Origin of the sequence: Desulfovibrio sp. (assembly GCF_034006445.1) — a bacterium.
GTDB lineage: Bacteria > Desulfobacterota > Desulfovibrionia > Desulfovibrionales > Desulfovibrionaceae > Desulfovibrio.
Map to the genome: position 1 here is coordinate 1 of NZ_JAVESS010000008.1, position 13,470 is coordinate 13,470.

At 58.0% G+C, this 13,470-nt stretch carries 13 protein-coding genes; 6 read left to right on the forward strand and 7 right to left on the reverse strand.

Annotated features, from left to right (window positions below):
- Positions 1–94 precede the first annotated feature (94 nt).
- Genes RBR41_RS08575 through RBR41_RS08590 form a run of 4 tightly spaced genes read right to left on the reverse strand, consistent with a single transcriptional unit; the run spans position 95 to position 4,955 of the window.
- Positions 95–2,680, reverse strand: a complete 2,586-nt coding sequence (locus RBR41_RS08575) for a L,D-transpeptidase family protein (RefSeq protein WP_320352166.1) — start codon at positions 2,678–2,680, stop codon at positions 95–97.
- On the reverse strand, positions 2,628–3,185 hold the full coding sequence (pyrE, locus tag RBR41_RS08580) for an orotate phosphoribosyltransferase (RefSeq protein WP_320352235.1): 558 nt from the start codon (positions 3,183–3,185) through the stop codon (positions 2,628–2,630). Before pyrE ends, RBR41_RS08575 begins: the two co-directional genes overlap by 53 nt.
- 32 nt (positions 3,186–3,217) lie before the next feature.
- Positions 3,218–4,528: an adenylosuccinate lyase gene (gene purB, locus RBR41_RS08585; protein WP_320352167.1), complete on the reverse strand. Its 1,311-nt coding sequence runs from the start codon at positions 4,526–4,528 to the stop codon at positions 3,218–3,220.
- Between the two features lie 7 nt (positions 4,529–4,535).
- A complete protein-coding gene (locus tag RBR41_RS08590) occupies positions 4,536–4,955 on the reverse strand; it encodes a zinc ribbon domain-containing protein (protein WP_320352168.1) in 420 nt (139 codons plus the stop codon).
- A gap of 221 nt (positions 4,956–5,176) precedes the next feature.
- Between RBR41_RS08590 and RBR41_RS08595 the strand changes: the two genes are divergently transcribed.
- Complete coding sequence (locus tag RBR41_RS08595) at positions 5,177–5,347, forward strand: hypothetical protein (protein WP_320352169.1); 171 nt, start codon at positions 5,177–5,179, stop codon at positions 5,345–5,347.
- 335 nt (positions 5,348–5,682) lie between these two features.
- Here RBR41_RS08595 and RBR41_RS08600 read toward each other — a convergent pair whose 3' ends face one another.
- The 3 genes from RBR41_RS08600 to hisH all read right to left on the reverse strand — a co-directional run bounded on the left by RBR41_RS08600 (position 5,683) and on the right by hisH (position 8,282).
- Positions 5,683–6,693 carry a PP-loop family protein gene (locus RBR41_RS08600; protein WP_320352170.1) on the reverse strand — a complete coding sequence of 337 codons (1,011 nt, stop codon included), beginning with the start codon at positions 6,691–6,693 and terminating at the stop codon, positions 5,683–5,685.
- A gap of 169 nt (positions 6,694–6,862) precedes the next feature.
- Positions 6,863–7,642, reverse strand: a complete 780-nt coding sequence (gene hisF, locus RBR41_RS08605) for an imidazole glycerol phosphate synthase subunit HisF (RefSeq protein ID WP_320352171.1) — start codon at positions 7,640–7,642, stop codon at positions 6,863–6,865.
- Positions 7,632–8,282 (reverse strand): imidazole glycerol phosphate synthase subunit HisH, encoded by a 651-nt coding sequence (hisH, locus tag RBR41_RS08610; RefSeq protein ID WP_320352172.1) that lies wholly within the window; start codon positions 8,280–8,282, stop codon positions 7,632–7,634. The genes hisF and hisH overlap by 11 nt, the downstream gene beginning before the upstream one ends.
- A gap of 337 nt (positions 8,283–8,619) precedes the next feature.
- Between hisH and RBR41_RS08615 the strand changes: the two genes are divergently transcribed.
- The 5 genes from RBR41_RS08615 (at position 8,620) to RBR41_RS08635 (ending at position 13,416) form a co-directional block, all read left to right on the forward strand.
- Entirely contained in the window at positions 8,620–9,543 is a 924-nt protein-coding gene (locus tag RBR41_RS08615) for a sulfite exporter TauE/SafE family protein (RefSeq protein ID WP_320352173.1), read from the forward strand.
- 45 nt (positions 9,544–9,588) lie between these two features.
- A complete protein-coding gene (gene murI / locus RBR41_RS08620; protein ID WP_320352174.1) occupies positions 9,589–10,467 on the forward strand; it encodes a glutamate racemase in 879 nt (292 codons plus the stop codon).
- A gap of 355 nt (positions 10,468–10,822) precedes the next feature.
- On the forward strand, positions 10,823–11,098 hold the full coding sequence (locus RBR41_RS08625; RefSeq protein WP_022659096.1) for an HU family DNA-binding protein: 276 nt from the start codon (positions 10,823–10,825) through the stop codon (positions 11,096–11,098).
- Between the two features lie 343 nt (positions 11,099–11,441).
- On the forward strand, positions 11,442–12,545 hold the full coding sequence (locus tag RBR41_RS08630) for a hypothetical protein (RefSeq protein WP_320352175.1): 1,104 nt from the start codon (positions 11,442–11,444) through the stop codon (positions 12,543–12,545).
- Positions 12,546–12,609: 64 nt separating this feature from the next.
- Positions 12,610–13,416: a hypothetical protein gene (locus RBR41_RS08635; RefSeq protein WP_320352176.1), complete on the forward strand. Its 807-nt coding sequence runs from the start codon at positions 12,610–12,612 to the stop codon at positions 13,414–13,416.
- Positions 13,417–13,470 lie beyond the last annotated feature (54 nt).

Sequence of the window (13,470 nt, forward strand, 5' to 3'; positions counted from 1 at the left end):
CACAAAACAGTGTAAAAAAGGCCCCGCCGTACGCGAAAACTGCGCCGGGGGCCGTTATCCCTCATAAAAATGATGGAGAGACTTTCCTTGTACTTCAAGGTCTGCTTTCCTCTGCTCCCCTGGCCTGCGCCATGTCAGTGGGGTTGCCGGTGGCGGCGGGCATGGGCGCCCAGTCTTCACGGACAATGAGCCACTGCTTGCCGTCATACTGGAGCAGCAATGTCTTGGTTCCCCGGTCGCTGTGCCCGGAACTGTCGGCATAGGTCTGGCTCATGTCGGCGCGGATGCCCTGCTTGTCCACAACGAGCCGCAGGCCCGAAAGCTGCACCTGAGTGGGCTTGACCCGCCCCCACAGTCCTTCTTTCTGGTTGCGGATGTTCTTGGCCCCCCAGCGGCCCTGCTGCACGGCGTTGCTGGCGTAATAGGCCATATAATCGTCCAGATTGCCCACTTCCCAGGCTTTGCGCCAGCCCTCAAGGGTTTCGCTCACTGCGCCGCCGACCTGGTCAAGATAGTCGGCAGCCAGGCCCAGGTCCTGCGGTTTGAACTGTGCGGCCACGATGCGCAGGTCGCCGTCATTGCCCCTGCGCCACCAGAGCGTGCGGATGCCTTCGCTGATGCCGCCGGGGCTGGCAATAAGTTCTTCGCACCGGCTGGTGACAAGGTTGCCGTGCGCCTCGAAAACGGGCTTGCGGCTGATATAGCGCAGCCAGGGCGCGCCAAGGTGCTTCTCAAGCTCGCGCCAGGTGCTGTTGTACGACAGGCCACGGGGCGTACCGGGTTCGCGGTTGTAACGGGCATGGTCATAAAAATCGGCGAGCGCGGGCGAACGCGAGGCCAGGGCCGCGCCCCATCCGCTGACTGCCTGCTGCAATTGCGCCTGTACCTGCGGCGTCAGGCCTGTATCCTGCGCGGCAAGGGCCTGGGGCGCAGGCTCCTGGGTTGCGACCAGCTTTTCGGCGGCACGTTTTTCAGCGGCCAGCTTTTCGGCAGCCTGCTGTTCTGCTGCAAGCTGTTCGGCTGCCTGTTTTTCAGCCGCGAGCTTGTCAGCCGCAAGTTTTTCGGCAGCGAGTTTTTCCGCGGCCTGCTGTTGCGCAAGCAGTTTGGCCTGCGCCTCCTGGGCGGCTTTTTCAGCAGCAGCTTTTTCGGCGGCAAGTTTTTCGGCGGCGAGCTTGTCAGCCGCGAATTTTTCAGCCGCAAGTTTTTCAGCAGCGGCCTTTTCTGCGGCTGCGCGGGCCTCGGCGGCCTGTTGCGCGAGCCGTTCTTGTTCAGCCTGCTGGCGCTGCGCCAGTTCTTCGGCTGCGCGCTGTTCAGCCGCCAATCTGGCGGAATCTTCCATGGCGGGGCGTGCGCCCCAGTTGACTTCCGCAGGAGGCGGCGTTGTCGAACGGCGCGGCACAAGGGGATCGCTCAAAGCCACAGATTTGCCGGGGACGGCCTCGGAGGCTGGCGTGTCCGACGCGGTTTTTTCCGGCGCGGCCTTGTCGTGCACTTTGCCGTTATCGGCGACGGCCTGGGTGGCGGCCTCGGCCGTCATGTCGCTGGCGGCTTCGGGCATATCAAGGCGCGGCGGCTGTGGCGCTTCGGAGTCAGCATCCGAGACCACCTGCAAGGGAGCCTCGGCCACAAGCTGCCCACGCTGGTACGCGGCGCGCATGCCGAGATCGCGCGGGGCCCACTCCATGCCGACGATACGGAATTTCTTGTCCTTGCCGCGCTGCCAGTACAGGCGGCGGATGCCCTCGGAGGAAAGGTTGGACGCAGCATAGAGCTGCTCTGACCAGGTAACCCAGTACCCCGGCCCTTCGAGCACATGTATCTTGCGGTTGTAAATCTTGACAAAACTGAGGATTTTGAACAGCCGTTCCTTGTTGAGCCTGAAAGCGGCAAAACTTTCGGACATGGCCTTGGTATAGGACTCGGCGTCATAGAACTCGAACATTTTATCCGAGCGCGCGGCCCAGGCGTTGCTCCAGGCCTGCATGAGGCGGCGCAGTTCACGGGCAGTGCCGCTGTCGGACTGCAGCATGGTGGTTTCGTCCAGCTTTTCAGCCAGCACCACTGCCGTTCCCGGCACAAGGTTCGGCCCCACCTCGTCAATTTCCTTGAGGCCGATGGCGACGCAGCCGCGCGTGGAAAGGGGTTCGATGCCCAGCCCCTTGCTGTGAATCCAGATGCCGTGCCCGGTTTTGCCGCGCAGCTTGTCCACGGGATTGGGATAGTTGAGCGTATAGGCTATGCCGCCGTATTCCTTGAAGTCCAGACCGCTGGCAATCTTGTATTCGACAAAATAGATGCCTTCCGGGGTGCGCAGGTCATTGAGGGACTGCTTGTCGCCGGGCAGCTGGCCAGTGGTGCAGGGGTAAGTGTAGCGGAGTTTGAAGGGGCTTTTTTTTTCGAAAAACATGAAGGTCTGGCGGTTCTTGTCCACAGCCACCAGATGCGACGGCAGGCCCTCGTTGTACAACGAGGGCTGCCATTCCGCAGAGTATGCGGAAAGTGGGGCCAGGGCGCACAAAAGCGCCGTCATGAAGCCCATAAGCCCGCGCATGGCAAAAACAGAAACTATGCGCAAATGCCGGAACGCAGTCCGTCTGACCGCGCCCCAGCCCACAGGGCTGGCAGGCTCAGCGAGCAAGGGCCACCAGTTCGGCGCGGGTGAAGAGGGCAAGCAGTTCATATCCCGCCTCACGGAGCTTTTCGCGGCCACCTTCTTCCCTGTCCAGGATTGTGCACACGGCGACGATATTCAGCCCCGCGTCGGTTACCCTGTGGCAGGCGTTGAGCAGCGAACCGCCCGTGGTGACCACATCTTCAAGCATGGCGACATGGTCGCCAGCGTTAAAATTACCAAGTCCCTCAACATACTGTCCGGTGCCGTGGCCTTTGGCCTCCTTGCGCACCAAGAGTCCATGCAGAGGCCGGCCCTGTTCGTGTGAAATGACTGTTGTGGCGGAAACCAGCGGGTCCGCCCCAAGGGTCATGCCGCCCACGCCCTTGATATCAAGGCCTTTGAGCATGTCGTTGAACAGGCTGCCGATAAGCCAGGAGCCTTCGGCATGCAATGCCGTGACACGACAGTCAAAATAATAGTCGCTTCGGCGGCCCGAAGCCAGCACAAAATCGCCTTCGCGATAAGATTTTTCCACCAGCAGCCGCGCCAGACGGCGCTTGAGTTCCATCATCTGTTCTTGACCGGCGCGCATCATGACCTCGACTAGCTCAATACGGGTTTGCTGTTGAACACACGGGCGAAAATTTCGTCCTCGTGCTGCAGATAGTAGGAGGGATCAAAAAGCTCATCAAGTGCGGCCTCGCCGAGGCGGGTGCGCATGTCTGCGTCGGCCCGCACAAGTTCGGGAAAGGCCACGCGGGTTTCCCAGCTTTGCATGGCAAGACGCTGCACGGCCTCATAGGCCTGCTGGCGCGGCATGCCGGTGGCGATAAGGGCCGTGAGCACACGCTGCGAAAAATACAGGCCAAAAGAACGATCCATATTTTCGAGCATGCGCTCGGGCTTGACCACCAGCCCGTCCAGAAGGCGGGTAAGGCGGGTGAGAATATAGTCCGCCAGGATGGTGGAATCGGGCATGATCACGCGCTCCACCGAAGAGTGGCTGATGTCGCGCTCATGCCAGAGGGCCTGGTTTTCGAGGGAGGCCAGGGCGTTGGAGCGCAACAGCCTTGAAAGCCCGGTCATGTTCTCGGCGGAAATGGGATTCTTTTTGTGTGGCATGGCCGAAGAGCCTTTTTGCCCCTTGGCAAAGCCCTCTTCCACTTCCAGCACTTCGGTGCGCTGCAAATGGCGCAGTTCAACGCAAAGGCGCTCAATGCCGCCGCCAAGAATGGCCAGCGAGGTAAAGAAGTGCGCGTAGCGGTCGCGCTGGATGATCTGGGTGGAGTGCGGGTCAACCCCAAGGCCCAGATGGATCAGGGCGCGCTGCTCCAGTTCGGGCGACAGAAAGGCGTAGGTGCCCACCGCGCCGGAGATTTTGCCGACGCGCACGCTTTCGAGCCCGGCCTGCACCCGCTCCAGATGGCGTGAAAATTCGGCGTAAAACCCGGCCATCTTGAGGCCGAAGCTGGTGGGCTCGGCATGGATGCCGTGGGTGCGCCCCATGCACAGCTGCCCCTTGTGACGGCGGGCCAGGGTTTCAATGCTTTGCAAAAGCGCGCGTATGTCCTTGAGGATAAGCTCGCCCGCCTGCACCAGCAAAAGGGCATTGGCCGTATCCACAATATCGGACGAAGTGCAGCCAAGATGGATGTACCGGGCGTCTGGCCCCACCTTTTCCTCAAGGGAGGTCAGAAAGGCAATGACGTCGTGCCGGGTCACTTCTTCAATTTCAAGAATGCGGTCAACGTCGATGGACGCCTTGGCGCTGATGTTTTCCACGGCCTCGGCCGGGATGCGGCCCATTTCGCTCCAGGCCCGGCACACGGCCACTTCAACGTCAAGCCAGGCCTGATAGCGGTTCTGCAGCGTCCAGATATTGCTCATTTCGGGGCGGGAGTAGCGTTCGATCATGACTGCCTCATGGAGCCGGTTTGGCGGCGCTGGCCTTGGGGGCCACGGTTGTAGGGGCTGGCGTGGGGGCTGGCGTGGGTACAGGAGCGGCAGCAGGCGCATTTGACGGGGAGGACGCGGCGCTGCCGCCGGTCTTCTCGCCGCCGCCTGCCGGCGCAGATGAAGCCTCCCCCGCGCCGGACGGCGAAGACCCTTCAGATGAGGTGGAAGACGCAGAAGGTGCGCCTTCGTCCTTTATGCCCTTGCGGTAGCCATAATCGTCAACATACCAGCCGCCGCCCTTGAGGACAAAAGAGGTCTGCGACATGATGCGCGGCGAGGCCGTGCCACATTTGGGGCAAGGCTCCTCGCCCTGGGCGGAGGGGCTTTTTACCCATTCCTCAAAGCGGTGCTGACACTGGGGACATTGATATTCGTAAATAGGCATGATTACGCTAAAAGACGGCTAAACACTGTTTTTGTTACGACCGCGCGCCACAGGCTTGCGCCTGTGCCGCCCGTCAAATGCCCAGGCCCGCCACGTCGGGGAGTACAAGCCCCCTCCGGCGACCGGAAATGCATGCGCAATTCACGCGCGCAACCTGCTCAAACTTGCACATGACACAAGAGGGCTGCTGCCGATGCAGCCCCCTCTTGGGCAGAGCACCCTTGAGAACCTGCATTCCCAAAGGGTACGACACGCCAGTTCTGACGCTTGCCAGCGCGGATGAACCGCGCCCGCGCCTTCACGGCGAGCGCCTGCTCACGCGGCCGCCAGAGCAGATTCACCACGAAAATGCTCCAAGCGACACGGCCCTGCGGGCCTCATCAAAAACCTGAGCCTAGGCAGCAGCCTTGGCTTCACGCACGCGCTGCTTCAGGCGCTGAGCGCGACGATGACGGCGACGGGCCAGTTCTTTCTTACGTTCGATCTTTTTGTGAGCCATGTTTCCCTCCGGGGTGAGCCCCATTGATATAAGTCGGTATTCATAGGCCCTTTCTTTTGCAAAGTCCAGCCCCATATGGCCGGAATGCGCGGCGGGCGCGCTTTTGCACAAGGAGACGCCAAATTTTTCCCTTTCGGGCAACGCGGCGGGACAGAAAAAAAACAGGCCGCGCACCGCCTTATGGCCCGCGCCACGCCTGACACGGCCAAAAGCAATGGTGGCTGGCGCTCATTCCAAAGAAAGGGCCTCCCGGTCAAAATACCCGCTGATGCTCTGCCCCACACACAGTTCACAGCCCGTAAATCCGTGCTGGACAAGAATCTCCTGCACCCGGCCCGCAAGCTCCGGGGGCAGCGCTTCCACCTGAAGCACAGGGGCTGGCGTAAGCCGCAGGCGCAGATCGCCCAAGGGCGAAACAGTTTTTTCAGCGTCAGCCCCGTGGCCCGCGACGCTTTCTCCATGTGCCGCACCTGGCGCGCATGTCGAGCATGCCGCGGCGGTGGGGGCCTTTTCAGAAAAACGCGGCGCTTCCAGATCTGCCAGCCCTGACAGCGCTTCTTCGGCAGCGGCCAGTCGCGCCAGCACGTCCGCATCCGGTGCAAGACCGTAGGCCAGCCGGGTAAGCAGGCAGGGCCGCGCACGCTGCTCGGGATCATCCAGCCCTGTGGCCCGCGCCGCCGCGCGGATGGCGGCCTTGTCCATGCCCGATTCCGCAAGGGGCGACATTACGTCCGCCTCCTGCAAGGCGCGCAGACCGGGCCGATACGCCACGAGGTCGTCGGCGTTGCTGCCGTCACAAAGAACGCGCCCCTGCTGACCGGCCTGCGCCAAAGCCTTTCCGATGGCCGACAGCAGGCCAATTTTACAGGCGTAGCAGCGCTGGTGGCTGTTGGTGGCCACTTCGGGCAGGGACAGGGGGTCGAAATCCACCACAAGCAGGGGCAGGCCGCGCCTCCTGGCCCAGGCGAGCGCATGGGCGCTTTCGCCAGCCGGAATATGCGGGCCGCGCACATGCACGGCCAGCACGTCGCAACCGCTCAGCAAGGCCGCGTGACTGAGAAAGCGGCTGTCAATGCCGCCGGAAAAGGCCACCACCAGTGGCGGCATGGCCCGCAGCCGCCGCGCCAGAACCTGGGGCAGAACCTGGGCCGCGTCCGTGAGCCCGGTTGCCGGGGCGTTTTTCACCGTGCTGACGGCTGCCCCGCCAGGGGCGTTTGTGGCGTGGTGCTTGTGGGTCATATGGTAGTGGCGCTCCTCTGGCTCTTCTCTGGCACTTCTCCGACACTGCTCCGGCGCTTCTGGAGGGGGAGGGGGGGGAAAACAGGCGGCATGCAGATCAAAAACGCCATACATGCGTCGAGGGGGCCGCACAGGCCCCCGTCCAAAAACCCGTTCCCGCTGCCCGCCCTTACCAGGTCAGGCGCATCTTGGCCCCGTGCGCGGCCATGTATTCCTTGCACTCGCGGATGCTGTACTGCCCATAGTGTACAATGGAGGCAATGAGGGCCGCCGAAGCCCCGCCCGTGGTCACGGCTTCCAGCATGTGGCGCGGTTCGCCCGCCCCGCCCGAGGCTATGACGGGCAGAGACACGGCATCCACAATGGCGCGGGTCAGTTTGAGTTCATAGCCGTCCTTGGTGCCGTCCGCGTCAATGGAATTGACGCACAGTTCGCCAGCGCCCAGTTCCTGACAGCGGCACGCCCAGGCAATGGCGTCCAGCCCCATGCGCTTGCGCCCGCCGTGGATGACAATTTCATAGCCGGACGGAATCTCGGCGCTCACGGGCACGGCCAGCACATCCATGCCCACCGTTATGGCCTGCGAGCCAAAGGCGTCGGCCCCCTGACTGATGAGGCGGGGATCCTTGACCGCTGCCGAATTTATGGAGACCTTTTCCGCCCCGGCCAGCAGCACGGCGCGCATGTCGGCCACGCTGGAAATACCGCCACCCACGGCAAAGGGAATGAAAATCTGTTCCGCGACGCGCTCCACCACATCCAGAAAAATGCCCCGCGCCTCGGCCGAAGCCGTGATGTCGTAAAAAACGATTTCGTCCGCGCCTTCTTCATAATACCGACGCGCGCTTTCCACAGGATCGCCGATGTCTTCGTTGCCCACAAACTTGACGCCCTTGGTCAGACGGCCATTACGCACGTCCAGACAGGGAATGACCCGCTTACTGAGCATGACGCGCCTCCCGCGAATTCTGGCAGTATTTGTGATAATTGCGCAGCAGATTCAGGCCGGGCCGTCCGCTTTTTTCCGGGTGAAACTGGGCGGCCCAGAGTCCCTCGCGCCCGTAAAGCGAGCAAAAGGTGCGCCCGTAGGTGGTGGTAGCCAGCACAAGCGAAGGATCGGGTTCCACATAATAGCTGTGCACAAAGTAATATTCCGCCATGGGCTCTATGCCTTCAAGCAGAGCGCAGGGCGCTACGGCCTCAAGACTGTTCCAGCCCATGTGGGGCACGGGCGCAGGGGTGCCGTCCTCCTGCAGCATCCCGTCTTCAAAGCGGCGGCAGATGCCGGGCACGATGCCAAGGGTTGTGGTGTCGTTCTCTTCACTGCGTTGCAGCAATATCTGACAGCCAAGGCATATGCCGAGCAGGGGCTGGCCCCTGCGCACAACCTGCCGCAGGGCTTCGTCCATGCCGGATTCCGCCAGCGCGCCCATGGCCTGCCCCGCAGCCCCCACGCCAGGAAAGATAACCCCCCCGGCGCTTTCAAGCGTTGCGGGGTCCGCAGTTATGGCGCAGGGTATGCCGAGATGTTCCAGAGCGCGGCGCACGCTCGTCTGATTGCCCGCCTTGTAATCCAGAATGGCCAGCATGGTGCTTCCTTACTGTGTTGCGCAGCCCAGGCCAAAGCCCCGACTGCCTTGTGCGCGAAGAAGGCGCAAGCATACATTTTTGCAGGACGACAGGCAACGCGCCGCCGCCGACCCTGGCGGCGGAGATCGCGTTGCACTGCTTTGTGGGGGAGGAACCCTTTTGCAAAAGGGTCTCCTCCCCCACGCCCCCTCCCCCCAAAACTTTCATTACGCCCACCTGCCCTAGTGACAAGAATTAAAATCACGCTTATTATAAAAACCGTGAAGAACACTATGGCTATTACACTGTTCTTTAAAACTTTTTATATTTTTATTTTGACAAAACCCGGGAGTCGCCATGTATTTTCCCACTGCGGGCATTGAGTGCAGTCCGCTGCTGCCCTTTGGCGTGGCCCTGGGCATCTCTTTTTTTACGTCCATGGGCGGCATCTCGGGCGCGTTTCTTTTGCTCCCTTTTCATATGAGCGTGCTTGGGTATGTGAACCCCAGCGTCAGCGCCACCAACCAGTTTTTCAACGTGCTGGCCTGTCCGCCCGGCGTCTGGCGCTACTGGCGTGAGGGCAGGCTTGTCTGGCCATTGACCCTCACCGTGGCCGCCGGAACCCTGCCGGGGGTTTTTATCGGGGCGCTCATCCGCATCAACTGGTTGCCGGATCCGGCAAAATTCAAGATATTTGCAGGGCTGGTACTGCTGTATGTCGGCGGGCGCATGGCCCTTACCACCTGGAAGACCCGGCGCAACAAGACAGAAAACATGCGGGCAGGCGGATCGGCAGCATTACGCGCCGCAGGTCGTCCATCGGCTGCTGACTGCTGTTCCGTACTGGAGTGGAACACCCGTACTCTTGTTTTTGTTTTTCAGGAAAAAAAACACAGCGTCTCTACCCGCAAACTGGCCCTGCTCAGCCTTGCTGTCGGCCTTGTGGGCGGAATCTACGGCATAGGCGGCGGCGCCATCATGGCTCCTTTTCTGGTTTCCTTTTTTGCGCTTCCGGTTTATGCCGTGGCCGGAGCAACACTTTTTGCCACCTTTCTTACATCAGTGGCAGGGGTGAGCTTTTACTTTTTGCTGGCCCCCTTTTATCCGGACATGGCCGTCGCGCCCGACTGGCGCATGGGTCTGCTGGTGGGGCTGGGCGGCATGTGCGGCATGTATCTTGGCGCATGCTGCCAGAAATACATGCCCGCCACTTTGCTGAAGTGCCTTCTGGCGGCCATTTTGCTCTTTACAGCCATACGGTATTTGGGCCAAGGTTTCTAACGGTCGCCTGCCTTTGTCTGGGGCGGCCCATTCAAAGGATACGGCATGAATTCGAATTCCCGGCTGCCCATTGGACTTTTCGATTCCGGCATGGGCGGCCTTACCGTTTTCAAGGCTCTGGCCAGGCGCTTGCCCGGCGAAGATCTGCTCTATCTTGGCGATACGGCCCGGTTGCCCTACGGCACAAAAGGCCGCGAAACCATCATCCGCTATACGCTCAGCGCCGCGCAAAAGCTGGTGGACATGGGCGTAAAAATGCTGGTGGTCGCCTGCAACACGGCTACAGCCGCTGCCCTGCCCGCCCTGCGCGAGCATTTTGCCCCTCTGCCCGTTCTGGGCGTGGTGGAACCAGGATCACAGGCAGCGGCAGAGGCCAGCCGCAACGGACGCATCGTGGTGCTGGCCACAGAGGCCACCATCAACGGCGGCGCTTACCAGCAGGCCATTGCGCGCATCCGGCCCGATGCCGTGGTGCTGACGCGCGCATGCAATCTTTTTGTCTCGCTGGCTGAAGAGGGCTGGATGAACGGCCCCCTGGTGGAAGGCATCATCCGCCGCTACCTTGAAGGGCTTTTTGATGCGCCGGAGAATACAACCGCCAATGACGCCGCGCTTCTGCCCGACACCCTGGTGCTCGGCTGCACGCACTACCCCCTGCTTCAGGACGCATTGCGTCAGGTCGTGGGGCCGGACGTGCACATTGTGGACTCCGCCGCCACCACAGCGGAATTTGTGGCGCAAGAGCTTGGCAAGCTGCATCTGTTGCATCCGGACAGGCCAGCTTTCGCCAGCGACGCCACTGACAAGCGCCAGGGTGAAAGCCATTTTCTGACCACAGACCATGTGTCCCGGTTTATCCGCACTGGCAGCTTGTTTCTTGGCCGAGAAATGACAGAGGGCGAAGTAACCCTGATAGATTTATAGATTGGAATTCTTATTTTCAAATATTTCATTAGACTATCAGTAATCATACGCGGACGAGCAGCCTCGCCAAATCGGTTTTTTTTTGGTACCGTGAGCCAAAAAGCTTGAACGGCGCGCATTTCACGCTTTTTCGTTGACAGAAAAACAGCGCTAACGTAATGAGACAACAGTCTGACGGCGCAATAAACGTCAATGTTCAGAATCCCCCATGGCGCGGCTATGCCGGGTTGGCATATCCGTAGCAATCCCATGCGAGATCGGCCCGTCGGGCCAACGCCTTATGGACATACCTTTGCGTATGGCCCAGTAAGGCATCAATCAGGGAACAAACCGAAATCCTTTATGGAGAAGCATCATGACTAAAGCTGAGCTTGTTGAAAAAATCCATGCCAAAGCCGGCCTTCCCACCAAGGCTAAAGCCGAAGAAGCCCTTGACGCTGTAGTGGCCTCCCTGCGTGAAGCCCTGGCCTCTGGCGAATCCGTGACCTTTACCGGCTTCGGCAGCTTCAAAGTTGTGGAACGTGCCGCCCGCAAGGGTCGCAACCCCCGCACCGGCAAGGAAATCACCATTCCGGCCAGCAAGGTTGCCAAATTCACGCCCGGTAAGGGACTGAAAGACGCCATCAAATAAATTTGACGTAATTTAGTTTTTGCGGCGCGCTCACCCTCCGGGGAGAGCGCGTCGTTGTTTTTCGTGGGGCCGTCAGAGTCGCAACCCCAAGCACCTGCCTGTTTACAACAGCGGGACAATCCGCGCCGCCTTTGCGTGAGGCCCTGCGAAAAGAAGCAAAGCGGTTGATCGCGGCGATCTTGAAAAGCGGGGAGTCACAAAAGAAGCACCAAGAACGTAAAAAACAAATTCATTAAAAACAGCCCAATCAGCTTAAATTCTCACGTGCTAATTGGACGTTTCTCCATGCTGAGTTGACTTTTATTCCAAATTTGCTCCAGTGAATGTAAAGCAAGGAGCAAATATGCGGCAGGAAGAATTTCGAGTCTGGCTTTGTCAGGTAAAAGGGTACAAAGCATCCACAGCCGGAAGCAGAGTGTCAAACTGCATGACAGTGGAAAAGCATGAAGGCCCTCTTGACGCCTTGTTCAAGCGAGACCAGTTTTCCGCTCTTTTGGGCAAGCTCTCCTACAGCAAAGAAGATCAACACCAAAGTCATCCTCCCCGGCATGTCATTCCCATAGACGGCGACATATACAACGGGACGGCAACGCTCCGTTCCGCAATTCGCTTATATCAAGAATTCTTGGGCACCGAATCCGTGCAGCCACTTGCAGAGCTTGTCATGCCCCCACAGCCACAAACGCGCAAGAAAGCTACTGGTGATTGGCCCATATGGGAAATCCCCTCATCGGATACGGCCTTAAAAATGGTCAAGATGGTCACGCCCTACGTCCGTTTTTTACATCCAGATATTGTAGGCGCAATTGTTGAAAACAATGAAAAAAATCGGTTTGCTTGGCGCAAAAAACTTATCAGCCGTGGTATTGACCCAGATTTTTACCTTTGGGAAAAATCAAGTTGCGCCTTTCCCGGCATCCGTCGCTACACAGGCAGCAAAGAGATCGCCTATTATCGCAAGCAAATAGCGCAAGATAATTTTCAGGTTTCAGATGCCCTGCGCCTGGATGACAATTCTTTCCCCAAGCATCTTTGGTCATTCCTTTTTCGAGGCAAAGTTTTTCAAAACTTTGGGCCAGAGGGATACTCCCTCGCCCATCTTGCAGACCATAAAGACTATAAAAATAGGAGAGATGAGGAGTTTGAAATAATCGGCGAGGCACCGGAAAAGCTTTACGGACTGTACAGTTCTGCTTCAAATACAGCCTACATGCCAACCAACCTACTTAAACTGACCGATTTCAATTCAGAAACAAGACTTTTATTACTTAACAAGGCACAGGATTTGTACGGCGAAATATGTAATATCCTGCCGCCCTCCTTGCGCGTGAAGCAACCAGCTCCAGAGTGGAATCTCGGTGATTTTGAATGGGCAGATCCGGTAGGCGCAGGGGCTTCTCTTGATAGCTTTTTTGAATTCCGTTTCAACGCAATAAATGTTTTGTAGGAGGCGGCATGGTGGGAATCCGTAGACGAGAAAAAAGCAATTTGCGGAGGAGTCGAAGAACAAAATGTCTACACTAAAAATGCATGAAAAATCTATAGTTGAAAAAATATTTAACCGCGGTGGCTATGTACTTGACTTCACGGACAACACATATTCAGCTTTTTTTCGTGAGCACCGTGTAAACATTGATGACCCCAAATATAAATTTAATGGCCAATCAAAGATGAAACGTCTCAGAGCTTTCTGGGAAATAGAGCCTGATTTTTTAGTTGGACGAATCCTTCACGCTCTGCTTGAATATGCATGTACAATTGACACTGTACATTCAGAAGATAAAATAAAAGTTGAAAAAATAATTAATCGCTTACTTGAAAAATCTACTTCAACTGCTGAAAGTTCATCAGAAGATAATTTTTTGGAAAAGACGTTCCCCCAAATAGGGTTACGTAATATCATTCAAGACCCTTGCTTGTTAGATGTTATTGAACAACGAATTCAAGAAATACAAAAGTCAATCCATATTGCTCCACTAGCGACTATCTTCTTGTGCGGTAGTACCTTAGAGGGGCTACTTCTTGATATTGCATGTGCAAATCCTAAGCAATTTAATTCCGCGAAGTCAGCCCCAAAAAAGGAAAACTGTGTTTTGCCATTCCAAGAATGGAATCTTGCTTCGCTTATTGATGCGTCTCATGAGTTAGGCTTCATTGGTCTTGATATTAAAAAACATGGGCATAGCTTGCGGGATTTTCGAAACTATATTCATCCCCGCGCCCAGGCAACGCAAAAATTCAATCCTGATAAGCATACCGCACGAATATCGTGGCATGTCCTACAAGCTGCAATTGCAGATTTGACAAAGAAAAGATGAGAAAGAAAAATAGCACCAGGGGGCTGCCCCGAAAGGTTCACACGTTCAGCGGCT

Excerpts from the sequence above, each read along its gene's own strand:
- RBR41_RS08575 (WP_320352166.1), bottom strand. The coding sequence starts at position 2,680 with ATGAACTGCTTGCCCTCTTCACCCGCGCCGAACTGGTGGCCCTTGCTC.
- pyrE (WP_320352235.1), bottom strand. The coding sequence starts at position 3,185 with ATGATGGAACTCAAGCGCCGTCTGGCGCGGCTGCTGGTGGAAAAATCT.
- purB (WP_320352167.1), bottom strand. The coding sequence starts at position 4,528 with ATGATCGAACGCTACTCCCGCCCCGAAATGAGCAATATCTGGACGCTG.
- RBR41_RS08590 (WP_320352168.1), bottom strand. The coding sequence starts at position 4,955 with ATGCCTATTTACGAATATCAATGTCCCCAGTGTCAGCACCGCTTTGAG.
- RBR41_RS08600 (WP_320352170.1), bottom strand. The coding sequence starts at position 6,693 with ATGACCCACAAGCACCACGCCACAAACGCCCCTGGCGGGGCAGCCGTC.
- hisF (WP_320352171.1), bottom strand. The coding sequence starts at position 7,642 with ATGCTCAGTAAGCGGGTCATTCCCTGTCTGGACGTGCGTAATGGCCGT.
- hisH (WP_320352172.1), bottom strand. The coding sequence starts at position 8,282 with ATGCTGGCCATTCTGGATTACAAGGCGGGCAATCAGACGAGCGTGCGC.
- RBR41_RS08615 (WP_320352173.1), top strand. The coding sequence starts at position 8,620 with ATGTATTTTCCCACTGCGGGCATTGAGTGCAGTCCGCTGCTGCCCTTT.
- murI (WP_320352174.1), top strand. The coding sequence starts at position 9,589 with ATGAATTCGAATTCCCGGCTGCCCATTGGACTTTTCGATTCCGGCATG.
- RBR41_RS08625 (WP_022659096.1), top strand. The coding sequence starts at position 10,823 with ATGACTAAAGCTGAGCTTGTTGAAAAAATCCATGCCAAAGCCGGCCTT.
- RBR41_RS08630 (WP_320352175.1), top strand. The coding sequence starts at position 11,442 with ATGCGGCAGGAAGAATTTCGAGTCTGGCTTTGTCAGGTAAAAGGGTAC.
- RBR41_RS08635 (WP_320352176.1), top strand. The coding sequence starts at position 12,610 with ATGTCTACACTAAAAATGCATGAAAAATCTATAGTTGAAAAAATATTT.